This is a genomic window from Paenibacillus sp. MDV22-iso6, assembly GCF_058408365.1.
This window is the reverse complement of record NZ_JBZVDZ010000005.1, coordinates 220,407-245,891: the sequence shown is the minus strand read 5'-3', so window position 1 is coordinate 245,891 and position 25,485 is coordinate 220,407. Positions and strand designations below refer to the sequence as shown.

20 protein-coding genes are annotated in these 25,485 nt (G+C 47.3%); 15 read left to right on the top strand and 5 right to left on the bottom strand.

Annotated features, from left to right (window positions below; translation table 11 throughout):
- Positions 1–102 precede the first annotated feature (102 nt).
- Both AC4PM4_RS16140 and AC4PM4_RS16135 read right to left on the bottom strand, forming a co-directional pair.
- Positions 103–3,810 carry a non-ribosomal peptide synthetase family protein gene (locus AC4PM4_RS16140; protein ID WP_488731899.1) on the bottom strand — a complete coding sequence of 1,236 codons (3,708 nt, stop codon included), beginning with the start codon at positions 3,808–3,810 and terminating at the stop codon, positions 103–105.
- Between the two features lie 46 nt (positions 3,811–3,856).
- Positions 3,857–5,599 carry a methyl-accepting chemotaxis protein gene (locus AC4PM4_RS16135; RefSeq protein ID WP_090807422.1) on the bottom strand — a complete coding sequence of 581 codons (1,743 nt, stop codon included), beginning with the start codon at positions 5,597–5,599 and terminating at the stop codon, positions 3,857–3,859.
- Between the two features lie 631 nt (positions 5,600–6,230).
- Between AC4PM4_RS16135 and rpiA the strand changes: the two genes are divergently transcribed.
- From rpiA to AC4PM4_RS16070, 13 genes are all read left to right on the top strand, one after another.
- Positions 6,231–6,902 carry a ribose-5-phosphate isomerase RpiA gene (rpiA, locus tag AC4PM4_RS16130; protein WP_064639125.1) on the top strand — a complete coding sequence of 224 codons (672 nt, stop codon included), beginning with the start codon at positions 6,231–6,233 and terminating at the stop codon, positions 6,900–6,902.
- 42 nt (positions 6,903–6,944) lie between these two features.
- Positions 6,945–7,526, top strand: a complete 582-nt coding sequence (locus AC4PM4_RS16125) for a GNAT family N-acetyltransferase (protein WP_491614035.1) — start codon at positions 6,945–6,947, stop codon at positions 7,524–7,526.
- A 14-nt stretch (positions 7,527–7,540) separates the two neighbouring features.
- Complete coding sequence (locus AC4PM4_RS16120; protein WP_024630132.1) at positions 7,541–7,999, top strand: MarR family winged helix-turn-helix transcriptional regulator; 459 nt, start codon at positions 7,541–7,543, stop codon at positions 7,997–7,999.
- Between the two features lie 179 nt (positions 8,000–8,178).
- Positions 8,179–8,691, top strand: coding sequence for a response regulator (locus AC4PM4_RS16115; RefSeq protein WP_090805307.1), 513 nt, complete (start codon positions 8,179–8,181; stop codon positions 8,689–8,691).
- A 55-nt stretch (positions 8,692–8,746) separates the two neighbouring features.
- Entirely contained in the window at positions 8,747–9,709 is a 963-nt protein-coding gene (locus AC4PM4_RS16110) for an alpha/beta hydrolase (RefSeq protein ID WP_079694789.1), read from the top strand.
- Between the two features lie 46 nt (positions 9,710–9,755).
- On the top strand, positions 9,756–10,106 hold the full coding sequence (locus AC4PM4_RS16105) for a hypothetical protein (protein WP_063564700.1): 351 nt from the start codon (positions 9,756–9,758) through the stop codon (positions 10,104–10,106).
- 17 nt (positions 10,107–10,123) lie between these two features.
- Positions 10,124–10,837, top strand: coding sequence for a class I SAM-dependent methyltransferase (locus tag AC4PM4_RS16100; protein WP_090805309.1), 714 nt, complete (start codon positions 10,124–10,126; stop codon positions 10,835–10,837).
- Positions 10,838–10,958: 121 nt separating this feature from the next.
- The gene (locus tag AC4PM4_RS16095; protein ID WP_491614034.1) at positions 10,959–11,945 is read left to right on the top strand and encodes an N-acetylglucosamine kinase; all 987 of its coding nucleotides are present in this window, start codon (positions 10,959–10,961) and stop codon (positions 11,943–11,945) included.
- Positions 11,946–12,008: 63 nt separating this feature from the next.
- On the top strand, positions 12,009–12,446 hold the full coding sequence (locus AC4PM4_RS16090) for a GNAT family N-acetyltransferase (protein WP_063564697.1): 438 nt from the start codon (positions 12,009–12,011) through the stop codon (positions 12,444–12,446).
- Between the two features lie 212 nt (positions 12,447–12,658).
- Positions 12,659–13,117, top strand: coding sequence for a MarR family winged helix-turn-helix transcriptional regulator (locus tag AC4PM4_RS16085; RefSeq protein WP_063564696.1), 459 nt, complete (start codon positions 12,659–12,661; stop codon positions 13,115–13,117).
- Complete coding sequence (locus AC4PM4_RS16080; RefSeq protein WP_491614033.1) at positions 13,114–16,281, top strand: MMPL family transporter; 3,168 nt, start codon at positions 13,114–13,116, stop codon at positions 16,279–16,281. Before AC4PM4_RS16085 ends, AC4PM4_RS16080 begins: the two co-directional genes overlap by 4 nt.
- A 194-nt stretch (positions 16,282–16,475) precedes the next feature.
- Positions 16,476–17,102 carry a GDSL-type esterase/lipase family protein gene (locus tag AC4PM4_RS16075; protein WP_063564694.1) on the top strand — a complete coding sequence of 209 codons (627 nt, stop codon included), beginning with the start codon at positions 16,476–16,478 and terminating at the stop codon, positions 17,100–17,102.
- A gap of 121 nt (positions 17,103–17,223) precedes the next feature.
- Complete coding sequence (locus tag AC4PM4_RS16070) at positions 17,224–18,279, top strand: phosphotransferase (RefSeq protein WP_491614032.1); 1,056 nt, start codon at positions 17,224–17,226, stop codon at positions 18,277–18,279.
- A gap of 169 nt (positions 18,280–18,448) precedes the next feature.
- Here AC4PM4_RS16070 and AC4PM4_RS16065 read toward each other — a convergent pair whose 3' ends face one another.
- The 3 genes from AC4PM4_RS16065 to AC4PM4_RS16055 form a co-directional block, all read right to left on the bottom strand.
- A complete protein-coding gene (locus AC4PM4_RS16065) occupies positions 18,449–19,126 on the bottom strand; it encodes a tetratricopeptide repeat protein (RefSeq protein ID WP_063564693.1) in 678 nt (225 codons plus the stop codon).
- 17 nt (positions 19,127–19,143) lie between these two features.
- Positions 19,144–21,132, bottom strand: a complete 1,989-nt coding sequence (locus tag AC4PM4_RS16060) for a GTP-binding protein (RefSeq protein ID WP_491614031.1) — start codon at positions 21,130–21,132, stop codon at positions 19,144–19,146.
- A gap of 136 nt (positions 21,133–21,268) precedes the next feature.
- On the bottom strand, positions 21,269–22,150 hold the full coding sequence (locus tag AC4PM4_RS16055; protein WP_072732362.1) for an AraC family transcriptional regulator: 882 nt from the start codon (positions 22,148–22,150) through the stop codon (positions 21,269–21,271).
- Between the two features lie 202 nt (positions 22,151–22,352).
- Here AC4PM4_RS16055 and AC4PM4_RS16050 point away from each other — a divergent pair, with 202 nt between their 5' ends.
- A complete protein-coding gene (locus tag AC4PM4_RS16050) occupies positions 22,353–23,867 on the top strand; it encodes a tagaturonate reductase (protein ID WP_063564690.1) in 1,515 nt (504 codons plus the stop codon).
- Positions 23,867–25,381: a UxaA family hydrolase gene (locus AC4PM4_RS16045; protein WP_072732364.1), complete on the top strand. Its 1,515-nt coding sequence runs from the start codon at positions 23,867–23,869 to the stop codon at positions 25,379–25,381. The genes AC4PM4_RS16050 and AC4PM4_RS16045 overlap by 1 nt, the downstream gene beginning before the upstream one ends.
- Positions 25,382–25,485: the final 104 nt, after the last annotated feature.

Here is a 25,485-nt window from a genome sequence, read left to right as displayed (position 1 = left end):
TCTTCACGAAGAAAAGAAGCCATCTTATCCGTCATCACTGACGTTGAGGTGGCTTCTTTATATTCATTAATGGATGCAATATAGGCATTCACTTTATTGGAGTTATTCCATTGTTGGCGAAGTACCAAACTGCGGTCGGACGGCCTTAGGGAAATAACCAATCTCGATGGCATGTTCCATCATTTTTGAGATGAAACGATCATCAGTTTTGGCGCATATAATGCCGGCTGGTTCTACATAGGCGGTTGTTACAGGAGAAGCATATACGTAGGCAGAATCCTTGGCACCGTCTCCTTCAAGCTGGGCGATAGCCAGTTGAAGTGCCTCAGGGTCCTTGCTGACACTGCCATCGAACAACCAGTTGGTGTATTCTGCAAAAGGCAGAGTCTCTACTTCATAACCGGCCCGATTCACAGAACGAATCAGATCATCGTAGCTGATAGGTTCCGGATTACAGATATGGAATACACGTCCTGCTGTGTCCTGGCGTAATGCCAGATGCACAATGGCCTGACTTGCATAATCAATAGGTGTAAAATCAACCATCCAGTCGGCTGCCGGTGCCTTGCCCAGCAATAACATTGCTTTAATCATGCGATAAAAGGCGTTGCTATCAATATTAGACTGGAAACGTCCCGTCTCGGAATGACATGTCAGGTTACCTGCACGATAGATGCTAACAGGTACACCTTCTTCAGCAGCAATCATAAGCACTTTCTCGGCTTCAAGCTTGCTGTCCGAGTACAGGTTGTCCACGTGCAGGTCCGCTGGGAAGCGATCATATTGCAATGATGACTCCCACTGTCCACTGAGTGCAAGATCTTCCGGTATCCCCATCGTGGATACATGGTGGAAGGAGGCACCTGGTTTGCTGCGAACGAGTTTGAGCAATGCAGTGGTTCCATCCACATTGGTTTTGGCGAATTGTGCTGCATCCCCGAAATGTCGTACATCCGCGGCGCAGTGTATCACACGGTCAATTCGTTCTTGCACGTAAGTTGTCTGCTCGACTGAAAGACCAAGATTCAGTTGCTCCAGATCGCCTTCAATAATCTCGACGCGGGATGCGAGGAGAGGTAGAAGCTCCGGTCCAAAGTAACCTTTCATGACGCTGCTTAGTCGTTCCATCGCAGAGCTTCCGTCTGCGGGACGGCGCACAAGAGTATAGATGCGTGTATTCGAAGTTAGAATCAACTGTTGCAGCACATGGGATCCAAGATATCCGGTAGCCCCGGTAAGGAGTACATGCTCGGGATTCAGAATTTCAGGATATCCAATCTGGGATCTCAGCTCTACAGGATGTTCTGACAATTGGGTGATCATGCCCTCATTCACTGAGGAATGGGCAGTTTCTTCTGTAGTTTGAGCCAGCTTCTCCACACGTTGTGCCAAGGCACGAACCGTCTTCTCGGCAAAAAAGTCGGCAATTTTCAGCTGCGGATAATGCGGCTTCAGAATAACCAGCACATGGATGACCCGAAGAGAATCACCGCCAATGGCGAAGAAGCTATCCTCCACACCAAAGTCATCGTGCTGAAGAATTTCTTTCCATGCTTCCAGAATAATCGCTTCGGTTTCCGTCTCTGGCAGTACCCGATCAGGTCGATCTTCATGACGCTCTACGTGAGGCAGAGCTACCATCGCTTTACGATTGATTTTCCCTGTCGGTGCGATTGGCATTTCATCGAGCTGACAGATCCATTTGGGTACAAAATAGGAAGGAAGCTTCACCGTTAGCTCCGCTTTAATATCCGCAACGGAAAGTGTACTGCCATCTTTGGATGTAAAGTATCCTACGAGCATGTTTTGACCATCCGATTCCTTCTTGGGAATCACGGCCACATCCTGAACCTGATCCAGACGGGCAAAATGATCCTCGATCTCTCCAATCTCAATCCGGTGACCCCGGATTTTTAACTGGGAGTCGCTGCGTCCGACATATTCCAGCAGTCCGGTATCGAGCATTTTGGCAATATCGCCAGACTTATAGATTTTCTCATCGATGGCAAATGGATTATCAATGAATGCCTGCGCTGTACGCTCTGGCTGGTTCAGATAACCTTTGGCCAGGGCGGGTGTTGCTATATATACCTCGCCGGGAACGCCTACCGGGCATAATTGCTGTTCTTCATTGACGATATACACTTTATAGTTATGAATCGGTCTGCCGATTGGAATGTTAACAACACTTTCCGGAACTTGCTCACTAATTCGGTGAGTCGCTGTCGCTACTGTACATTCCGTAGGTCCGTATACATTGACGATATCAATCTGGTTGCCGAATTTGCGCTGGAAGGCACGAACCTGTTCACCGTACAGTGCTTCTCCAGCCACGGTAATGATTTTGACTTTGGCCAGCTTGTGGAAGCCTTCATCAGACAGGAAGGAAGCAAGCTGGTTGAAAAAGATGGTTGGCAGTATCGTAATAATTGTTGTGCCTGTGCGCTCAATTGCACTCGCAAATTCTTCAACGGATACACGTTCTTCCGCCGACAACAGGTACAGTTCTGCTCCGTAGAACAAGGCGCCAATCGTATCCCACACTGATGCATCGAAGCTGTATGTAGCAAACTGGGTTAATACGTCACCTGGTTGAATATCGCAATCTCGCTGCACCACACTACCAAGATTGGCTACACCCCGATGGGCAATAAGCGCACCTTTGGGCTTGCCGGTAGATCCCGAGGTATAAATGATATATGCCAGGTCGTCTGGCTCAATATCGAGATTGGGGTTACTTGCAGCGAATCCGGCAAGGCGTCCATCTACGGCCAGGATTTGGCGAACGCTAGTAATTCCTGAGAATAACCGTGAAGCTTCAGGTAAAGAGGACTCTTTGGTCAGGACAAAGGATGAAGCTGTATCTTCGACAATATAACTGTTGCGTTCTTGTGGGTGCTCAGGATCGACAGGAACGTATACTCCGCCAGCTTTGAGAATACCGAGCAAAGAAATAATTGTTTCCAAACTCCGCTCCATAAAGATGCTGACGAATTCTCCTTTTTGCAATCCGTTGGATAACAGCACACGGGCAACCTGATTGGCACGTTCATTCAATTCTCTATAGGTGTACCTGCCAGTTGGTGAAGTAATTGCTGGAGATTCAGGATATTCGGCTGCTGTTGCTTCGAACCAGCCATGAATCGTCTGATGTTCTGGTTCGTGAACGGCGGTATCATTCATTTCTCGGTATAGCAACCGGTCTGAAGCGGATAAAATGTCCACTGTGCCGATGGCCTTGTCTTGGTCACGCAACATAGCCAGTAAAAGAGTCTGATAATACTCTGCATATCTTGTGACCGTAGATTCATTTAGAAGTGAACTGTCATAGAACAGATCCAGCGTGAGCATATTCTGATCATCACGAATATTCCAATTTAACAATTGAGGAGCTTTAGGGAGCTGTACACTGTTAAACATGAACAGCGTTTCCGGATTACCTCCCGCTTGCAGCGTGTAATGCAGCTGGAGTTGATCTGAAATCTGATGAATCAGTTCGATAAAGGTTAACTTTCCTTGAATCTGCAATAACACATGGGAGGCTACCTGATCGGGAGCCAGCGTGCCGATGGCAAGTTCCTGCTCAGCTGATAAACGGAACAACAAGGCTGCGTAGGCAGACAATAATGCTGGATAAACGCCCTCTGAACCGAATTTTTGTTTCAGTTCCCGACCCAGGGACGATTCCAATGAAATATGAGCAGACTCATAAGTGAATGCTTGTTGACGGCGCCCAAAATCCAGTGGAATCTGAAGAACCGGCAGGCCAGATTCCACTGTTTGGGTAGATGATGATTGATTTTCGACCACTTCAGTTGTTCCTCCTTGGTTCAAACCGTTCAAGTTGTGGGTTGAATTATTGTTTACTTACATTAAAATGCGAAATCAGTTCTTGCAGTTCCTCAGACATGTTGTTCAAACGGGTAGAGGAATCAACAAGTGTAATCAGAGATGCTTTTTGTTCATCTACGGATGAAGAGATCCGTTCACTGTTGTCAGCTGTCTTACTCACACTCGCAGACAAATCATCCGCAGTTGCGGTCATTTCTTCTGTACCTGCAGAGATTTCTTCTGTAGCACTCGATACTTCTTGAATCTGATTCGATACTTTCTTGGCTGCTTCCAGAATCTCTTTGAACAATTGACCGGTTTGATCAGCTACGCTGAGTCCGGTATCCACTTCAGACGTTCCTTGTTCCATCGCACGAACGGCTTGTCTGATTTCAGCCTGGATCTCTTGGATCAGTACAGCAACCTGGCTCGTGGATTGTTCGGACTGCTCAGCAAGCTTACGTACTTCACCTGCTACAACTGCGAATCCTCGACCTTCTTCACCAACACGTGCTGCTTCAATAGATGCGTTGAGTGCAAGCAAGTTCGTCTGGCTGGAAATGCCTGAGATGATATTCAGAATATCGCCAATTTCCTGAGAGCGGCTCTCCAGAACCTGAATGGCCGAAGCGGTGTTTTTAACAGATTCCGTAATCAGATTCATCTGTTCGGATACCTGACGAACCACACTGTTTCCTTGTTGGGATCGACGTTCCATCTCATAGGCCTCGTCAGCTACACTCGCTGAACTGCTGGCAATAGTCTGAATGACGATAGCCATTTCGGACATCGCACGGGCACTATCCCGGGTTGCCTGTTCCTGTGCACGAATGTTGGATGTAATCTGAGTAACGTTGCTATTGATAGAATCAGCATTCTCGCTGTTTCTCTCCGAGACTTCATACAGTTCCTTAGCAGACTCGTTAACTTCTTGCGAAGTGATTTGCACTTTGACGATGGTATCGTTGATCTTGCGAACCATTGTATTGAACTTTTCGTTCACAATGCCCAGATCGTCTTTGCCTGTCGGAATTTTGACATTCAAATTACCCCGGCTTACGTCATCAATCCCTTTGATCAGGTGACGAATAGGGGAAAGCGTGTTTTTAACAACAAGATATTGGATAATCAGGAACAACAGTAGGAACGCTACCAGGATGATAATTCCGTTCTTGAGCAATTTGTTCAGTCCGGCAGGTACTGCTGATGCGTCTGCATCGACTGCAAAGTAAGAGTAAATCTTGCCGTTGCTATCCTTGATAGGGTAAGCAATGGTTGTCCAGGTTCCGAAATCATCGGAATAAAATGTGGTGAACGTTGGGCGATCGGTATTCACCATTTCTTTCAGTGCATTTGCCACAACGACTGGCTGTTCATACATGTCGCCGATATTTACATTTTCACTCTGGAAGGCTTCCTTCAGATTGGTTGGCATGGCAACAAGGGAAGTTAACCGTTGGTTATCTCCACCCAGCTCGACGCCAAAGATGTAGGCTTGTGCAATGTTAGGATAATATTGCTGCATTTCATCGAAATAGGCACGCAATTTGGTTTGGGTTTTTCCATCATAATTGGCTTCTGCAATAGCAGCCTGCACTTCGGTGGAATCAATGCCTTCTGCCCATTTTTTAGTAATTTGTTCTACCTGACCATGTAGTTGGTCTACGAGGATTGTTTTTTGAAAGTAATAGCTGCTGGCAATAAGTGCCACGCCGATGATAATAATGTTAGTAAATGAAAGCAACAGATTTTTGGAGAAAAAAGACATGCTTTTCCAACTTAATGATTTCACTAAAGTCCACTCCTGATCTTCTTTGAATTGATAATATGTTGGTGCCTTCATGTTGCAAATTAAGTCATTCCAGTATCCCCTCCAAAGGCATAATGTGCGACCATGGTCTTGGGTTCCTGGTCGCTATGTAGAGATATTTTTACCTAGATACCCATAGGTGTCTAATTATTAAAACACATCTATACTTAATATGTCGTATAAAATGTCGTCAAATTGAATAGTTTTGTTAAAACTTTTTTAATATTTTACGTACTTATGGACATATGAAAGTGAAAAGTAGGTATTTAGAACTGTTTATTTAAAATAATTCCCATTTTTTAGTTTCATTCTGTATTCTATAACATGGTGGGTTAAAAAACATCCTAAAACATTGAAAAAATAGTGAAAACGACAGAAAACGGACTTTCTTTTGCCACACAAATCAGATATCAGGGAGGAGAATCTAACCAAGAATGTACATAAGCAACATTATTGATACATGTGAAGCAGAGAAACAGGCCAAGTTTCCCAGTTGAACACGTCATGCACAGATATACATCGGAAGCGGTTTTATCTATAATAACTACAGTATGCATTTCTCAAATCATGAGCAGGCGGGGGTTTATAGATGAATCTTAAACAGATAGCAGCTGAGCGCGCGGCAGAGTATGTTCAAGATGGAATGAAGGTTGGATTGGGTACAGGGTCAACGGCGTATTACGCTATTTGTCGAATTGGTGAGCGAGTACGTGAAGGGTTGAACATTCAGGCTGTAGCTACTTCGGAAGCATCGGACAAGCTTGCCAAAGAGTGGGGAATTCCGATCGTTCCCTTTGATCAAATTGGACGTCTAGATCTGACCATTGACGGTGCAGATGAAGTAGATCCTGAGTTTAACCTGATCAAAGGTGGCGGCGGTGCGCTTTTGCGTGAAAAAATTGTAGCTGCAAACAGCGACAAACTGATTATTGTAGCGGATGGCAGTAAAGCCGTACAAAAGCTAGGAAAATTCCCGTTGCCAGTTGAAGTGGTTCCGTTTGCTTCAGAGTGGACCTTCCAAGCGCTGGAGAAACTCGGGTGTCACCCAGAATGGCGTATGGATGGGGATCAACGTTATCTTACGGATAATGGCAACCTCATTGCAGATTGCCGCATGGAAGCCATAGAGCATGCTGCAGAGCTTAACATTCAGTTAAATATGCTCCCAGGTGTTGTCGATAATGGACTGTTTATTAAAATGGCGGACACCGTCATTCTTGCGAAGGATGATGGTAGCATCGATGAGCGTCATCGTTCATGAACGGAAAGTGAGGTCATTGCATAGATGAGGGAAAACCCGTTAGTGGATGGTGAGATTGTTCTTCGATGTGTGGAGAAAGAGGATCTGACTGAACTCTATGAATTGATCTACAGTGAAGACGTACCGGAATGGAAACAATGGGATGCGCCATATTATGCCCTTGAACATGAGAGCTACGAAGACTTCGAACGGAGCATGTTAAAAAGACTTGAAGCAACTCAGAACAATTCTGATCCGGACTCCATTCGAATTATTGAGCTGAATGGCCGAATCATCGGTACAATCAGCTATTATTGGGAACATCGTCCATCCATGTGGCTGGAAATGGGAATAGTGTTATATCGATCAGCCCAATGGGGGCGCGGGATCGGCACGCGAGTACTTCAGATGTGGTCCAGTCACTTATTCGAGCAATTGCCCGTGGCCCGGGTTGGATTGACAACCTGGTCGGGCAATGAACGGATGATGCGTTCAGCTTCGAAGGCGGGAATGCAGGTGGAAGGACGTATGCGCAAATGCCGCATCGTGGATGGCAAACATTATGATTCAATTCGTATGGGAATGCTGCGCGAAGAGTGGGAGCAGATGCAATCTGCAGGAGCAGGTCGAAATGTAAACAACTGATGGAGGATTAAGAAATGCCGAACAACGAGGACAATCGGGAACTGTCTTTACAATTATTTGTGGTTCTCGCTCGCGCATACAATTCCGTTACATCCAGGTCCAACCGGGATATCCAGAGTCATGGACTGAATACAACAGAATTTGGCGTGCTTGATTTGTTATACCATAAAGGGCCGCAGGCGTTGCAAAAGATCGGTGAGAAAGTGTTAATGTCCAGTGGCAATATCACGTATGTGGTGGACAAGCTTCAGAACAAAAATCTGCTGATTCGTCGAGCGTCCAAGGAAGATCGACGTGTCATATACGCTGAATTGACGGAGGAAGGAAGACATCTGTTTACACAAATCTTTCCTCAGCACCACCAGGTGATCATTGATGCGGTGGATGGGTTGGAACCTTCGGAAAAGGCAGATGCGATTCGTTTGTTAAAAAAGCTTGGACTCGCCGCAGAGGGGAAAACTGACTTGCGTTAATAACGCAGGTCAGTTTTTTTATATGAATGTATGCCATTCGTCGTTCATGTATAATGAATAGATGGATTGTATTTGAACGGGGAAGATCGAAGCTGCCGAAGCTTTTGCAAACGATTGGATGAGTGAAGCCTTCGTATAAGCAGTATGGCATAATTCGCGATTAGGAGAGTGATCATGTGATGTCTAATGAACATGGAAAGATGAAATCATCGCACAGAACGATTGAATCGTTATCCAATCAGATGATTCGCGGTAAGGAGAACCAGAAGCAGATTCGTACATCCCTTCCGATATCAATCTTGCTAGCAGACGATAACGTCATCAATCGGCAGGTTGTGCAGATGCAGCTCAAAAAGCTGGGCATGACCGAAGTGCATACCGTCTCCAATGGGGAAGAGGCTAGTGAAGCTTTTCTCAGCAATAAATATAGTATGATCCTGATGGATAACATGATGCCTGTAATGGATGGACTGGAGGCGACACGCCATATCAGAGCTTTAGAACAGGATAAGATGTGGCATCCCACTCCGATTATTGCGATGACAGGAAATGTGATGGATGGAGAGAAAGAGAAATGTTTTGAAGCCGGGATGGATGATTTTATTGGTAAACCCTTCACCCTTGAAGCTCTAAACAACGTGATTCAGAAGTGGCAACCATCATCCGTGTCTGAAGAAATTACGAAACGATAAATAATATACATACATGTTTCACGTGGAAGATCGACTGAAAGAGAGGAAAATGTTCATGTTATTATACAGCCTTGCCGTTCTGGTCCTAATCGTTCTTGCCTTACTATGGTTAGGTGGACTTTACTTCTTCAAAACCGCCATTCGGCGTGCTCCAAAATCATTTTTGGTTGATAATCCGAATCTGATGCCCGAACCGGATAACGAAATAATCAGCAGTGCTTCTGACTTGACGTGGCTTGATACGCAGCCAACCGAAGATATATATATTGAATCACATGATGGATTAAAGCTGCATGGAACATGGCTTCCTACCCACTACGGATCGCAGCGACCAACGGTTATCCTGGCCCATGGCTATTCGGGAAAAGGCAGAGAAATGGCGGGTTTTGCCCGCTTTTATGCTGAAAAACGGGGCTACAATGTGTTGATGCCGGATGATCGGGGTCATGGCCAAAGTGAGGGCAATATCATCGGATTCGGCTGGCTGGATCGTAAAGATTATGTTCAATGGGTCCATTGGGTTCTGAGCAAGGTTGGTACGGAGACGGAGATCATTTTGCATGGAATTTCGATGGGAGGCGCTACAGTATTGATGACAGGTGGTGAAGCTCTCCCTGATCAGGTAAAGGCCATCGTATCGGATTGTGCTTATACCTCCGTGAAGGAGGAGCTGACCTTCCAGCTCAAGCAGCTATACAAGCTGCCCGCATTTCCGTTTATTCCCGTTACAAGTTTCATTTCCAAATGGAAGGCGGGCTACTTCTTTGGGGAGGCATCGGCACTAAATCAACTCGCCAAAGTTCAAGTTCCGGTTCTTTTTATTCATGGTGAGGCAGATACGTTTGTACCGACGGAAATGGTCTATAGACTATTTGAAGCATGTCCGACAGAAAAGGAACTGTTGACTATTCCCCGTGCGGGTCATGGAACAGCATTTCAAGTGGATCGTACCCGATACGAGCAGGTACTTGAATCCTTTTTGACAAAGAACCAGCAGCATTCATCTGATTCCAATTAAGCATCCTGGGTATTAAGTAGAAGATGTACTTAAGGGGAGGTGCGAGATGCCCTATACACCTAGAGTTTGTTCGTATTGTCATGAAAAAATGGCAGAAGATGAGTTCAAATGCAAATCTTGCGGCAATCTGGTTACTACCAAAACGGTTCAGCCTGAACAACCGTACATGATTGAAAATGATGAATTTATATTGGATCGATATACGATTGTGTTGCTTGTTCTGATGACACTGTTTCTTCCTCCCGTAGCCATGACCATCGGCGGCGTGATGTTATTTAATGACAATACGTATAAGCAGGATACGGGTAAATTGCTCGTCACCGGGGCATTTGTAGTGATGGTTATTCTCATCATTATTCTGTTTGCAGGTTCGGGGACATTGACGATTAACATCTAAGCTATGGAGGTGCTTGTATGGCAAATGAACAATTTGAGGCTGCACGGAAAGCAGAGGCAGGTTACCATTCTAACTTCTATCAGAATAATGAATTATTCGCGTCCGGTACCTGGATGGCGAGACCCATGCCGATGGTTATGGATATGCTTGAGCGTTTGCTTACCCATAAGACAGAGCTGCGTGTTCTCGATTTGGGATGTGGTGTAGGCAGACATACGATACCCATTGCGCAGCGTCTTGGGCAAACAAATAGTGAAGTTATCGGGGTGGATTTGCTGGATGAGGCTGCAGATGGACTTCGTAAATATGCGAAAGAATATCAGGTTGATCATATGGTGCAAGTAGAGAAGGCGGATGTTGAGCATTACGCTGTCAAGCCGGATCATTTTGATTATATTGCTGCTTGCTCTTGCCTGGAACATGTTTCAAATAAACAAGCCTTAGTGGAGGCTATTGAACGTTTGCAAGTGGGAACTCGTACAGGCGGCATTCATTGTATCACGATGAGTACGAGTGTAGAGGAAAAGGAAATCAACACAGGCCGGGAGATTGAGCCGTTGATTGAATTGAATCTGCCCACAGCTGAGGCTATAGCATTACTGGAGAAGGCTTATGCTAATTGGAACATTCTGCTTCAGGAACATGTAACACAGACGATCGAAGAGGAAAAATATGATGAACCGACACAGTTCCGTTGTGAACTGCTTCGTTTCGCTGCACAGAAGCAATAGTAGCCTGCCGGGATCGCGTAGTAAGGTCCCGGTAGTTCGTATTACTCCGCAGCTTAATAGAACATCACGAGAAGCATCATGGGATAGGGGACATCATCACACCAGAACATGGGGGATCAGAATGAGTACATATGTGATTGGCATGGATGGCGGGGGAAGTCATACACGTGTGGCATTGGCCGATGAGAACGGAAAGGTTTTGTCTTATGTGCAAAAAGGCGGTTGCAACCGCTATCATGATGCCAATGCAGAGCAGAACGTATTGGAGGGCATCGCTGAAGCTATTCGCAGAGCTGGGCTAGAAGTGGATCAGATTGCTTCCATTCAGGCGGGGATGGCAGGCCTGGATCAGCCAGAAGATACAGTCTGGGCTGAAGCTTTACTCGCTCAAACCGGGATATTAGGCAGAATCAGCGCAGTAAATGACACGCATATTGCACATACGGCAGCCTTTGGCGGTGAGCCAGGCATCGTAGCTATTGGGGGCACAGGCTCTCTGATTCTCGGTAAAACGGAACAAGGGAACTGGCTTCGCAATGACCAGTTCGGCCACTATGCGCCAACAGCAGCTCGTTTTTTGGCTTATGACGCGGTGCATTCCATCCTTGCGGGACGTTATGGTCCGCAGGACCAACCCTGGATCGAACAGATATTAGCCTATTGGAATGTAACTTCGATTCAGGAGCTTGCTGCACTAGGCGTATCAGGTTTTGCTGAAAATAGACAGGCCATCAATCGGATATTTGGTCAAATGGCTCCTTTGGTTACCGAAGCAGCAGCCGAAAATATTCCCCTTGCGGTCAGAGTATGCGATTCAGCAGCGGATACGGCCGTTGTGGGTATTCTCATGCTTGCATCGTGTTTTAAAGATCAGCAGGTGCGCATGACGCTTACAGGAAGTTGTCTGAGTACACCTTATATGGTGGAGGCCGTTCGAAAGGGGCTGGATGCAGCCTATAAACCGGGTCGACAACAGATTCATTACATTACCAGCCATGTGCCGGCAGTCGGTGGTGCGCTGCTGGATGCATATCATTTGGTAGGAATTCAGGTGCCTGAAGGTATCACGTCTGATCTCCAATCGGAGCTGAAACGGCATACGACTTGAACTTTTAAAGGCTAACGACTACAATACGATAACGGAATCAAGCAAGTTATAGGAGGAATCAGGGTGTTAATTCAATTGAAATCACGCATACAGGAGCCGGAAGTGCAGGAGCTGTTGTCCTACTCGGTCTTTCCCGACCCGGATCACCTGAATCGTGCGTTACAACAGTATGTTAATAAGGACGAGCTGCATTTGGACGGTTATGAAGACGAAGGCCAGCTGATCGGTCTGATTGGATATGAAAGTACAGGAACGAGTGAGATCACTATTCATCACATCGCTGTCCTGCCTGAGAACCGTTTTAAAAATTATGGTCGTGGCATGATTTCACAGGTGCTGGCCAAATATAACCCCGACAGACTAATCGCTGAGACCGATGTGGAAGCGGTAGAGTTTTATCGAAATACGGGATTCGTAGTGTACAGCCTGGGTGAGCTGTATCCGGGTGTGGAGCGATTCCGCTGTGTATTAGAGAAGGACGAGGAGCAAGACGAAGACTAGCAACTGTCTACTACTGTGTAACGTAAAGAGAGCATAATCATAACAGGATGTTGGATTTGGCGAAGCAGCTGAGTCGGACGTCCTGTTTTTTTGTCGTTTGTTTGAAAAAATAGGAAAAACGTATTGCTTTGCAATATAGTTTCATTATAGAATAGTTTCATTGAAGAATAGTTCTATGAGTGAACTATATTTTTAGGGAAGGAGAATGAAGAATGAACACACCGGATGCTAGAAGTTTGGTTAACCGCTATTTGGATGCTTCTTTCCTAGTAACCAAACGGTTTGATACCCAGATACGTGAGCGCTTGGGGCAAACCATTACCACAGATCAGTTCTGTGCACTTCGTATGATTGAGGAGAAACCGTTATGTACGCCTTCTGATCTGGCAGAGCTTTTGTGTGTAGGCAAGAGCAGTATCACTGCTCTGGTCAACAAGCTGGTGGATCGGGATCTGGTCCATCGGGCCGGGGATGAGCGTGACCGCAGAGTTGTTTATTTGACCCTGACGGACAATGGACGTGAAGTATACAGGGAAACGGAACAGGAAATACAGCAGCTTCTGGAGCCGTATTTGGTCCATTTCAAACCGGAAGAGGTTCAGAATTTCATTGAATCTTTTGAGAAGCTCGCAGCTTTGCTAACGCATGAAGGAGGACAGGAGAACGAATGAGAACGATTTTGAAAGCGCGATGGTGGTTGATGGGGCTATGGGTCGTTGTGGCCGCCGTATTAATGTTCACCGCCCCTAACATGAGTGAATTGATTCGGGAAAAAGGACAGTTTTCGGTTCCTGAAGGACACTCTTCCACCCAGGCAGCGGCGATTCTGGAAGAAGCCGCTGCACAAAAGGGTGAGCAGCAGGGCAGCCAGTTGGCTCTTGTATTTTATAATCCGGATGGTTTGGGTGCCGGGGGTAAAGAAGAGGCAGAACAGGCCGTTAAGAAACTGGAGGCCGAAAAAGAGAAACTGGGCATTCTGTCCATACTGGAACCGTTCTCTCAACCAGAATTATCAGACAAAATGATCTCTGCCGATGGCAAGACGATCTTAACGTCGCTTTCTATTGATCAGGGAGATCGTACAGTCAAGGAAATGCGCGAAGATCTCAATGAAGCTTTGTCATCGGTCAATGTGGAGCATTACATAACCGGTAAAGGTTTAATTGATGAGGATACGGTGGAAAGCTCCCAAGAAGGACTCAAAAAATCGGAGTACATTACCGTAGTATTTATTTTGCTCATCCTATTCCTTGTATTCCGCTCTTTTGTCGCTCCATTTGTTCCACTGCTTACGGTGGGGATCAGCTACATTGTTTCACAGCAGATTGTCGCGTTCCTTGTGGACGGTCTAGACTTCCCTATTTCGACATTTACGCAGATCTTTATGGTGGCAGTCATGTTCGGGATCGGTACGGACTATTGCATCCTGTTGATTAGCCGGTTCAAGGAAGAATTGGCTCATCATGAAAATACGTGGGATGCCATTATTGCTACGTACCGTACAGCAGGCAAAACGGTATTCTTCTCCGCACTCGCCGTGCTGGTTGGATTCATTGCCATTGGTTTTGCTCAGTTTATGTTGTATCGTTCCGCGGTAGCGGTTGCTGTCGGTATTGCCGTGATGATGCTGGCATTAGTCACGATTGTTCCATTTTTCATGGCAGTGCTGGGCAAAAGGCTGTTCTGGCCTTCCAAGGGTTCACTGGAACATGCCGAGAGCAAGATTTATGGTGCAGCCGGTCGTTTCTCCCTAAAACGTCCATGGGCAGCCCTGCTCATCGTTGCAGCGGTATGTGTGCCATTGCTGGCAACTTACGACGGCAAACTGTCGTTTAACAGTCTTGATGAGATTGGTGAGAAATATGATTCGGTCAAAGCATTCAATATCATTTCGGACAGCTTCGGTCCGGGTGAATCCTTGCCGGGTCAGGTCGTTATTCAAAATGATGAAGCTATGGATAACGCCAAGTATATGGCGCTCGCCGAAAAGATTAGCCGGGAAGTGGAGAAGGTGCCAGGGATCTCTGGTGTCCGCAGCATGACACGTCCAACCGGTGATGAGATCAAAGATTTTGAAGTGACACAACAAGTAGGGACATTGTCTGATGGTTTGGGCGAAGGTAAAACGGGTCTGGATAAAATCCGTGATGGTCTGAGCGAAGCCAGCACTCAGTTAAGCAAAAATGAACCTCAACTTAAAGAAGCAGCGGATGGGGCTGGAGAACTGACCAAAGGTACTTCACAGTTGCAGTCTGGTATTACACAGCTGTCGGAAGGACTTCAGCAGATTGAAAAAGGCATTCGTGACGGCTCCTCAGGCGCCGGTGATCTAAAAGCAGGTTTGCAGAAAGCCAAAACGAGTGCAGATCAACTTGCACAGGCCAACAATCAGCTGCTTCAAGCCTATCGTCAGGCAGGAGCAGGTGTCGCAGCGCTGGGTGATGGTGTAGGTGAACTGCAACAACAACTCAAAGGTGTATCTACAGCGTTGACCAGCTTGAATGAATCGTTCACAGCGCTTGAAGAGCGCTATCCTGATTTGCTGCAAGACGCCGATTATCAGCGGGTCAAAGGCACCCTTGGTGAAACAGGTACCGGCACAGCACAGCTTGCTCAAGGTTTGGGTCAAATTCAAACCAAGCTGGGCGAAGCCGCGGCTGGAATCAATCAGGCTAACAAAGGCTATGCCTCCGCAGCTTCCGGACAGAAGGCACTTGCCGATGGTCTGGGTCAGATTGTGACGGGAATCAGTCAGTTACAATCCGGTCTCAAACAGGCCGCTGACGGTCAAGGTAAAGTGATTAGTGAAATTCCTTCCATCCAGAACGGACTTGGTCAGCTTCAGGGTGGTCAGGAGAAAATTCAGCAAGGCTTCTCGGATCTGAGTGGTCAACTGACTCAATTGACAGATGGTCTTAATCAGAGTGTAGATGGAATCGAACAGGTTTCAGGTGGACTCGATTCAGCACAGGACTACCTGACACAATTGCAAAACTCACCTGATTCCGATCTGGCAGGCTGGTATGTTCCTGAAGAAGCACTGAATAGTAAGGACTTCACACAGGTATTCGATACGTATCTGTCCAAAGATCGGAAAACGATGACGATTGACGTTATTTTTGCCGAGAATCCATATGGAACTGAAGCGATTGATCGTGTTCCGGATATCGAAGCTGCTGTACATCGTGCTGTACAGGGAAGTGCGCTTGAAAAAGCAGATATTGCCATTGGCGGGGTAACCAGTACATTTGCAGATCTGCAGGAAGTCTCCAACAATGACTACACACGCACAGTTATGCTGATGCTTGCAGGAACGTTTATCATTCTGGTCCTGCTGCTCCGTTCGGTTATTATGCCGCTGTATCTGATTGTCTCGTTGTTGCTGGCTTATTTCACATCCATGGCCCTGACGGAAGCGATCTTTGTGAATATACTTGGGTTCGCGGGCATCAGTTGGGTTACGCCGTTCTTCGGCTTTGTCATGCTGATTGCACTGGGAGTGGATTACAGTATCTTCCTGATGGACCGGTTCAATGAGAACAAAGGTATGAGAGTACAGGATGCCATGTTGTATGCCATGAAAAACATGGGTACGGTCATCCTGTCTGCAGCCGTCATTCTGAGTGGTACCTTTGCCGCAATGTATCCATCGGGAGTTCTTTCGATGATGCAGATTGCGACGGTTGTACTCAGCGGACTGATCTTGTATTCTCTGTTGTTCCTGCCATTCTTCGTTCCTGTAATGGTGAAAATGTTTGGCCGTGCCAACTGGTGGCCATTCCCGAATAAGGAACAGGCAGATTCCGTTGATTCGGATCGTAACATAGGCATGTAATTAAATGATATATGAACAGCCCCGCTGGATTCCCGGCGGGGCTTTCTGTATGGTTTTGAACAATCCTTTATGAAACGGACAAATAAATGTGTATGCCTACGGACACCATCCCGCGCCTTGTCTCCGTTCCTCTCATACGATATATAGGAATTGTATATGGAGTAGTTTATAACACAGCAGAGAGGGGCGGCGGGATGGTATATCGATATGTGGCTATAGGAGATTCATTAACGGTAGGTACAGGAGCGCTGCTGGGCACCGGCTTTGTTCCTTTATATCGGAGAATGGCAGAAACGAATGTGCGTACGTTTGTATCCATGGATAATTTGGGAGTGAATGGACTTACGTCAGGGGAAATGCTGCAGATGATATCCAACAATCCAAGAGTGCGGCAATCGCTGCGTGAGGCGGATATTATTACGTTGTCGATTGGTGGGAACGATCTGATTCGTACATTCAAAGCGAGCGGCGGGATCCCGAATGCAAGTAAGATGACACAGGTGCTTGGGGATACTCGCAGTAACGTGTCCCAGATTATGAGGCATATCCGGCAGTTGAAAGGAAACAGTGTATATATGGTCCGTACGATTGGGTTGTACAACCCGTATCCGCAAGCGGCTGAAGCTGCATATTGGGTGCGGCAGTATAATTCCTTTCTGAATAGTGCAGGATCGGGGAACTATGCCTGTGCTCAGGTCTATGACCGGTTTGAAGGGCGTGAACGTGAACTGTTATTTTGGGACAGGGTTCATCCAAATGCAAAAGGATATCGCGTGATTGCAGAACAGTTGAATCGTACAGGATACTATCCATTTGCCTAATCAGCTGGCAGTGAAGCTTAGAATGACTATTACCTCGAAGCTGACTAGACCGAAAGAAATACTTCCGTTAAGATGAGGACATATAGAGGTTGTATTACGTGAGATAAAGGAGTTATTTTTGGTGCACATCATCGATTCAGGTTCCCTAAACGATTCAGAACAGCAGCTCATATCCACCGTTTTATCCTCATATGGCTTCACGTCCAACTGGAAAGCTCAGCGTGGAAAGGGAGGCATGAACAACTCTACCTTCATGGTAGAGATGGGCCAAGAATGTTACGTGCTGAGGCAGTATGAAACGCATAATGATCAAATGAAAATTGCTTTTGAACACGAGGTGCTGTCTGCCTTGTCACGTTCAGAGTTTGAGCTTGATGTGCCTGCGCCCGTTAGCCTTCCTGATGAGAAGCATGCAACATTTCTTGCTGTGCAGGATCATTCCTCGGGCCGGAGCAAAATCGTGACGTTGTTCCATTATCGTGAGGGTCATAATCCCGTGTGGAATACACCCGATCAGCTCAGTGGGCAGGGCAGGGCGGGTGGCATGCTGTCTTCCGTTATGGCGCGCCTTCCCATAACCCTGGCTCCCGTTTATCCGCCCTATTATCAGATTCAGGAGGCTTACCCGCTCTGTTCACCGGAGAAACTATTACAACTATGCACCTCACCCCCAGATACGCTGATGGCATGTGCAGATGACTTGCAGAAGCTGAAGGTTGTATTGCCAGACTTATTCAATACGCTGCGAGGCATGGAGCTTTTACCACATCAACTGGTACATGGGGATTTGAATGCATCCAATGTATTGGCAGACTCTCAGGATATCATATGTGCCATTTTGGATTTTGAATTCGTCACATGGGATCTGCGGGTAATGGAGCTTGCTGTGCCCATGTCTGACCTTCTGACGATGGACAAGGAGCAGGCATGGATGTGGGAGGCTTTGGAGGGATTGATTCAGGGATTCAGGCAACAGGTCAGCCTGGAACCAGAGGAGCTGAGCGTGATTCCAGCGCTTATTTTGCTTCGAAGTCTGGATGTCGTGATGCATTTTATCAGTCGATTGTTCGAAGGTACAGATGAGCCTGATGTGGCTGTGCAGCAAATCAGGAAGCTGAGAGAACGGATAGACTGGATGAAAGGTAATGAGGAACGACTGCGTGAGCTGCTGACCTAGCTCTGCAACATGGGATGTATGACAAAAGTGCACTGATTTCTGCCTTGAGGCAATTATCAGTGCACTTTTTATTTGGTGAAATTTTTTATCACGAATGAATGGAATGGATGCGTACATTTCAAATTCACGACGTCGAATCCATTGCTCAATCTGACGTAATCAAACAGCTTTACAGTCCACGCTTGCGGAACCAGCTGCGAACAGCCCAGCGACGTTCCTGGCGCTTCTTATATTTTGGCAGGGAGCGATACACGTTCAGTGATTGCTCGTAGGCTTGTTTTGCATCAGCAGTACGTCCAAGGGAGCGGTACACCGAGCCGAGCAGATAATATGCTTCACTGGATGAAGAATGAATCTCCTGGAATTGCTGAACGTATGCCAGCGCTTTGTCCCGGTGAGTATCCTTGAAAGCACCTGCAAGTGTTAGATAAGGACGTCCATATTTCACTCTTGGATTAATATCCAGTGCCTGCAAAATATGACGTTCGCCTTCTTCCGTTTGGCCCAGATGAAGTTCAGTTGTGCCCAGCGCCTCCCAATATTCGGCTGATTGCTCGTAAGGACGTTCCAGTTCCAGCAGCAAGGCATGAGCTTCGCTATAACGTTTGCGTTCAATCAACAGACGCGCCAAATCCAGCTTGGAAGAGACTTCATTCGGACTCATGGCAAGCTGCTGCCGGAGCCGTGAGATGTTACGCATACGTTTAAGTGGCTTCATGAAGCTTGGCATCACCCCAACATAGCGACGATCCAGGAAATACAGAATGATGAGGAAAATAATAACCGCCAAGAACGGATTGCCTACAATCCGCCACAGCAGGCCAAAGATTAGAAATTTAATCAGCACGACAAAGTCAACTCCAATTATGATGTAATCGCATTTCGAACACTTAAAATATATTTGGATTGGTCCAGCGGGTTAACTCCTCTGCGTTTCCGCGTATGGGTCTGATCCGAAGGACAATCCTGGTACCCGGCAAAAGAAGTCGTGAGCACCCCGCGTCCGCTCGTCTCTGAGCGGAGCTTCACCGGATAATCCATGGAGCTTGCCAGAGGCATACGTCCTTCAACGATGCATCGACCGCCTCCGATGATCGGCGCTTCAAAGGTTGCTCGCATATGTACCAGATCACTGAGCGCTTTACCGCCGTACTCCTCGGGGACCGTTAACCGGAAATTAAGAATGGGTTCCAGCAGGGTCGTGCCTATGCTTGCCAACCCGTCCATAATCCCCATCGGCGTGGCTACCACAAAATCCAGTGGATGGGTATGCCAGACATGATGCTCACCTTCGATTAGCGTAATGCGCAGGTCGGTAACCTCCCACCCCAATAACCCCTGAGATAGCGCTTCGGGAATGCGGCGCTCCACTTCATTCTGATAACGAAGCAGAAGATGATCCGTCCGGACGGTGGATGAGTAGATCAGACCGCTACCACGTGGCAAAGGCTCAATGCTGAATCGAAGAATGGCCCAGCAAGGCTTGGGCATCGTATACGCGATGAATCCTTCCCCTGAAGAACGAGGAGTTTCCTTATAGATGACGGACGGCGGGTCAAATACGACATCCAGTCCGAAACGACTCATCAGCAGGCTGGACAGAATTTCAAGCTGGATGGTTCCCATGACTTTAAGATGCAGTTCCCGTTCTTCAGGCAACCATTGCAAATCGAGCAGGGGATCTTCATCCGTCAGCTCTTGCAGTGCCGCTACAAGGTCAGGATAACGAGCCGTGTCTTTACCATGTACCTGCACGGTCAACAAGGGAACAGCCATCTGGGGTACAGGAGGCACACCTTCGGGGCTGCCAATAATATCACCAACATGGGTTTCGCTTAGTCCGTACAGTGCGGCGATCTGTCCAGCATGAACAGCACCCGTATCCGCCCATTTCCGACCATCCATTCGGCGAATCTGTGTCACTTTCTCTTCCAGCTCCCGAGTGGAGTTATAGATCGTATCCCGATTATGCACACTGCCACCATACATGCGAACATAGGCTGTACGGCCCATCGTTTTATCCCGTTCAATTTTGAATACAACCCCGGATACTGAAGGTTCTTGAGGCTGCGCAGGTGCAGGAAGAAATTCGATGATGGCATCCAGCAGCTCCGTTATGCCGATTCCTTTGCCCGAAGCACCATAACAAATGGGGAACACTTCGCCCTGATGCACCTTTTTGCAAAATGCTTCATCTAACTGGTCAGCTGGCAGCGTTTCACCATTAATGTAGGCTTCCATCAGATCTTCGTCGAGTTCGGCCAGTAATTCAAAAAGGCCGGGGATAGAAGAAGGGGAACCCTGCACTTGCGCTTGGCTCTCATTCCATAAGGAGTCAATGCCCTCGAACACCTCTTCATTCATCCGAAAGGATTGGATTTCGCATACGAAGGGAGAGAGACTGGAGCGGATCTGATCGATAACCGTCTCAGCAGAAGCGCCAACCCGATCCATTTTGTTAATATAAATCAGGGTAGGAATTCCAAGCGAGCGGAGAGCATGCCAGATGGTCTCGCTTTGGGATTGGACCCCTTCCACGGCGGACACAATCAGTACGGCTCCGTCCATAACGCGCAGGGATCGCTCTACCTCAGAGCTGAAATCGATATGACCCGGCGTATCAATCAGATCAATAATCGTATCTTTCCAGATCAAAGAGGTCATAGCCGCCTGTACGGAAATGCCTCGTTCCTTTTCAATATCCAGAGAGTCTGCGGCTGTTGTTCCATCATCTACGCGACCTGGACTACGTACGACACCACTTTGAAATAACATATGTTCTGTCGTTGTTGTTTTCCCTGCATCGACGTGTGCGAAGATGCCGATATTTCTGCGATTTAATTCGTTTAACATGGGATGTAAGGCTCCTCTGGCAGCAGAAACGCATCGTTTCCGACATTGTAATTCAGTATTATAACATATCACACGAATAGTATGGAAGAATATGTTACACACAGACAAATCTCTACATTTCAGGATGTTGTGACAATCACGTTTGATGCTGATTCTTCATGGTTTTACGGTAGGCAGCGGGTGTGGTACCCGTCAGTTTCTTGAATTGTCGATAAAAATGGGGCAGGCTCTCAAAGCCGCAGGCATCGGCAACAACGGTCATTGTCTCATCACTTCGAAGCAGGTGCTCTTTCGCCATAATGACCCGGCGGGCCAACGCATAGTCAGTTAGTGTCATACCAGTATACCTTTTGAACGCACGGCTGAAGTGCGCCGGGGATACGGCTGCCTGCCGTGCCAGTTCCGGCAAGGAAAGGCCACTGCGCAGCTCTTCATCCATATGAGTCAGCGTAGAGGAGAGCCAGCTTGGTCCAGGAACACTTCTGGCAGGACTTGCAGGACCAACTGCCTCCAATCGCTCCAGATAAATAAGTAAGAGTTGCAACCGCAGCAGAGCGGCGTGGGCACTCAGGTGATGTTCTAACTGGAATTCTGCATGAATGTCGTCAATTAATGCAGCAACCTGGGCTTGCTCCTTGGCATCCAGATGTCTCTTGTACACCCTGCGTTTGCGGCAGCGTTCAAATAGAGAGAGCATGGCTGACGCATTGCCTCCCGCTGTGGAAGCCAGTAATCCTGGACTGAAGAATAAGGCCGACGAAGTCACCAGATTCCCGGCATCAGGCAATGCGCGATGTACCGTGCTGCCAGGAATGATGAACAAATCACCCTCCTGCATGTCTTCAAGACCGGTATCAATGAAAATGGTGCCTTGACCCCGATATACATAAATAATTTCATGCCAGTCATGAAGATGATCCGGCAACTCGTTCTGGGGGGACTTGGTATCTGCATACACCAGACGAAAGGGAATCCCCGATTCCGCCTGAATGGTTGTACGAACGGGCGAACGTTCCATTCGATCTCCTTTCAAAACAGTGCTTACAAAAAAAGTGGTTATTTCTGATCATGAAAGAGTATATTTACCGCAATATAAGCAATTAAATTTCCTTTTATTGATGATACAATGAATTTAAAGCGTTTTCAATGGAAGTTAAGCGGCTGTGTGCCGTGCAGCGGGACATCTGATGTTGACAAATAAAACGATGAGGTGAGTGTTCATGTCGGCGAGCACGAAAAGACCAAGGCTAAAGCTGAATCTGCTTGGAAGTGATAGCCAGCGCAAGTGCAAAGAAGTGATGGAACGTCCCGTAAAGGTACTACAGATTGGGGAAGGCAACTTTCTGCGTGGGTTTGCAGATTGGATGCTTCATGAGAGTGCCAGACAAGGCAAATTCCATGGAAGTGTTGCGGTGACCCAGCCTCGGCCTGGGGGAAAGGCAAAGCTGGAACAAATTCGTGATCAGGACGGATTGTATACGATGATTACCCGGGGGCTGTCACAGGGAAAAGCAGTGGAACGGACGGAAATGATCTCGATTTTTTCACAGTGTATTAATCCATACGAAGAATGGCAGGATTTTCTGAAACTAGCGGAATTGCCCTCCCTGGAGTTTGTCATCTCCAATACAACCGAATCGGGATTGAAATATACGCATTCAGAGTACACGCAGGGTGAACCGATACTATCATTTCCGGGTAAGCTGACGGTCTTCTTGCATCAACGTTATCTGCGGTTTGATGGGGACCCATCCCGAGGGTTGATTCACCTGCCGTGTGAGTTGCTTGAGGGCAACGGGGATGTACTGCGCAGTTGTGTGCTGCAGCATAGTGAAGATTTCGGTTATTCTGAAGGCTTCCGTTCATGGATTGAGAACCATAACTTGTTCCTGAACAATCTGGTTGACCGGATTGTCACGGGTGCACCGACTTCGGAAGAAGCCGATTCCCTGACCAATCGCTGGGGATACGAGGATCAACTGGTCAATACGGCAGAGCCATATCATTTCTGGGCCATTCAGGCAGATGAAGCACTGGATAAGAAACTCCCCCTGAAACAGGCGGGACTCAACGTACATTGGGTGAAGGATTTGAAACCTTTTCAGCTGCGCAAGGTTCGTATTTTGAATGGTGCTCATACCCTCATGTCTTCGCTCGGCATTCTGCAAGGCAAGGAACATGTGAGAGAAACGATGGAAGACCCAGAGTTTGGCTCTTGGGTCAGAGAAGCGGTACATCAGGAGATCGTGCCTGCACTGGATATGCCGGATCATCATCTGGATCAGTACGCAGGGGAAGTGTTTGAACGTTTCCTCAATCCGTATATTAATCACAAGCTGCAGGATATTGCATTAAATACAGTAGGAAAGTTCAAGGTCCGTGTGCTGCCTACACTTTTGGCCTATGAGCAAAATCAGGGAACCTGGCCGGCTCGGCTCGTGAAAGGATTTGCGGGATTATTGTGTCTGTATCGTCCAGTGAACACGCCGGACGGTTATATGGCACAACGATTGAACGGTGAGTCTGTCCTGCTTCGGGATGATGCGGATGTACTGGCTGCACTCGCCATACATTGGGATCGTTATGATCCTCTGAAGAGGGATACGCAGCAATTAGACCAGAGTGTCGCTGCTGTATTATCTGATGTATCGATCTGGGGAGAGAATCTGGATGATCGACAGGGGCTTCGCGAAGCACTCGTTCACGAAATTGGTTTGCTGGAAGGTGAGAGTTAATGAACACAACACGTACAGTCAATGACTGGATTGCGATTCAACCGCAGGATGATGTCATTATAGCTCTTCGGGATTATGTAAAAGGGGAAAGTATTATACTGCCAGACAGCACTACTTTTACATTAAGGGAAGATGTGCCCAAAGGTCATAAAATTGCTGTGCATACCCTCGCACCGGGCGAGGATGTGATGAAATATGGTTTTTCCATTGGGATAGCCAAGGAACAGATCGAACAAGGGAGCTGGATTCACAGTCACAATCTGAAAACAGGACTTCACGGTTTACTTGAATACCAGTATCAGCCGGGACCATCTGTCCAGACGGACATGCCTCCGGAACATCTACGTTCATTTGATGGGTATCTGCGTCCTAACGGTGAAGCAGGTATCCGTAATGAAATCTGGATTGTAAATACGGTCGGCTGCATTAATAAAGTATGTGAGGCATTGGCTCGTATGGGCCTGTCGCAGTTCGGCAGCAGGGTGGATGGTGTATATCATTTCCCACACCCATTCGGATGCTCGCAGCTTGGAGATGACCTGAAATATACGCAGCAGGTATTGGCTTCCCTGGTGGAACACCCGAATGCTGGCGGCGTGCTGGTCATTGGTCTGGGTTGCGAAAATAATCAGGTAGACCAGTTCCGCGAATGTATCGCACCGGAATATCAGGGGAAAGTCCGTTTTCTCAAAGCGCAGGAAACAGATGACGAACTTGAGGAAGGACTGCGTCTGATGGAAGAACTCGTGGAGCTCGTCGAACATGAACAGCGTCAGCCGCTACCTTTGAGCAAGCTCAAAATTGGATTGAAGTGCGGCGGTTCGGACGGTCTGTCCGGGATTACGGCGAACCCGCTCGTTGGCTCCGTTGCGGATATGCTGGTTGCTGCCGGAGGTACGGCTATTTTGACCGAAGTTCCCGAGATGTTTGGTGCAGAGACCATTCTGATGAATCGGGCGGCCAATGAGCAGGTGTTTGATAATTTGGTAGACTTGGTGAACGGCTTCAAGCAATACTTTGTGAACCACGGTCAGAATATATATGAAAATCCTTCACCAGGGAATAAAGCAGGCGGGATTACCACGCTGGAAGAAAAGTCTTTGGGATGTACGCAAAAGGGAGGACGTTCTTCCGTAGTTGATGTACTTCGTTACGGCAAACGTGTCACTCAAACCGGCCTGAACATCGTGGAGGCTCCGGGGAATGATCTCGTGTCTGTTACAGCACTGTCAGCTGCGGGTGCGCACATTGTTCTTTTCACGACAGGTCGCGGAACGCCGTTTGGAGGCCCGGTACCTACTGTCAAGATTGCAACCCAATCTGACCTCGCAAATCGGAAAAAGCACTGGATCGATTTTAACGCAGGTCAACTGCTGGAAGGTAAGACGATGGAAGACGTGAAAGTGCAGCTGTTCAGTCAACTAATCGATATTGCTTCAGGACGGGCGCATACGCTCAGCGAGCAGCATGGATTTCGGGAAATTGCGATATTCAAGGATGGAGTTATCCTGTAATTGTACTCGTTCGTTGCTTTATATCTGTTGCATGTATGGCAAAGGTATATACAGCAAATCCCGGTGGCCCTCTTCGGCTTCCGGGATTTGTCGTTTATAAGTAT

Coding starts and splice junctions, on each gene's coding strand:
- AC4PM4_RS16050 (WP_063564690.1), top strand. CDS start 22,353: ATGTCGGCGAGCACGAAAAGACCAAGGCTAAAGCTGAATCTGCTTGGA.
- AC4PM4_RS16085 (WP_063564696.1), top strand. CDS start 12,659: ATGAACACACCGGATGCTAGAAGTTTGGTTAACCGCTATTTGGATGCT.
- AC4PM4_RS16100 (WP_090805309.1), top strand. CDS start 10,124: ATGGCAAATGAACAATTTGAGGCTGCACGGAAAGCAGAGGCAGGTTAC.
- AC4PM4_RS16055 (WP_072732362.1), bottom strand. CDS start 22,150: ATGGAACGTTCGCCCGTTCGTACAACCATTCAGGCGGAATCGGGGATT.
- AC4PM4_RS16080 (WP_491614033.1), top strand. CDS start 13,114: ATGAGAACGATTTTGAAAGCGCGATGGTGGTTGATGGGGCTATGGGTC.
- AC4PM4_RS16095 (WP_491614034.1), top strand. CDS start 10,959: ATGAGTACATATGTGATTGGCATGGATGGCGGGGGAAGTCATACACGT.
- AC4PM4_RS16115 (WP_090805307.1), top strand. CDS start 8,179: ATGTCTAATGAACATGGAAAGATGAAATCATCGCACAGAACGATTGAA.
- AC4PM4_RS16075 (WP_063564694.1), top strand. CDS start 16,476: ATGGTATATCGATATGTGGCTATAGGAGATTCATTAACGGTAGGTACA.
- AC4PM4_RS16045 (WP_072732364.1), top strand. CDS start 23,867: ATGAACACAACACGTACAGTCAATGACTGGATTGCGATTCAACCGCAG.
- AC4PM4_RS16105 (WP_063564700.1), top strand. CDS start 9,756: ATGCCCTATACACCTAGAGTTTGTTCGTATTGTCATGAAAAAATGGCA.
- rpiA (WP_064639125.1), top strand. CDS start 6,231: ATGAATCTTAAACAGATAGCAGCTGAGCGCGCGGCAGAGTATGTTCAA.
- AC4PM4_RS16120 (WP_024630132.1), top strand. CDS start 7,541: ATGCCGAACAACGAGGACAATCGGGAACTGTCTTTACAATTATTTGTG.
- AC4PM4_RS16110 (WP_079694789.1), top strand. CDS start 8,747: ATGTTATTATACAGCCTTGCCGTTCTGGTCCTAATCGTTCTTGCCTTA.
- AC4PM4_RS16060 (WP_491614031.1), bottom strand. CDS start 21,132: ATGTTAAACGAATTAAATCGCAGAAATATCGGCATCTTCGCACACGTC.
- AC4PM4_RS16135 (WP_090807422.1), bottom strand. CDS start 5,599: ATGTCTTTTTTCTCCAAAAATCTGTTGCTTTCATTTACTAACATTATT.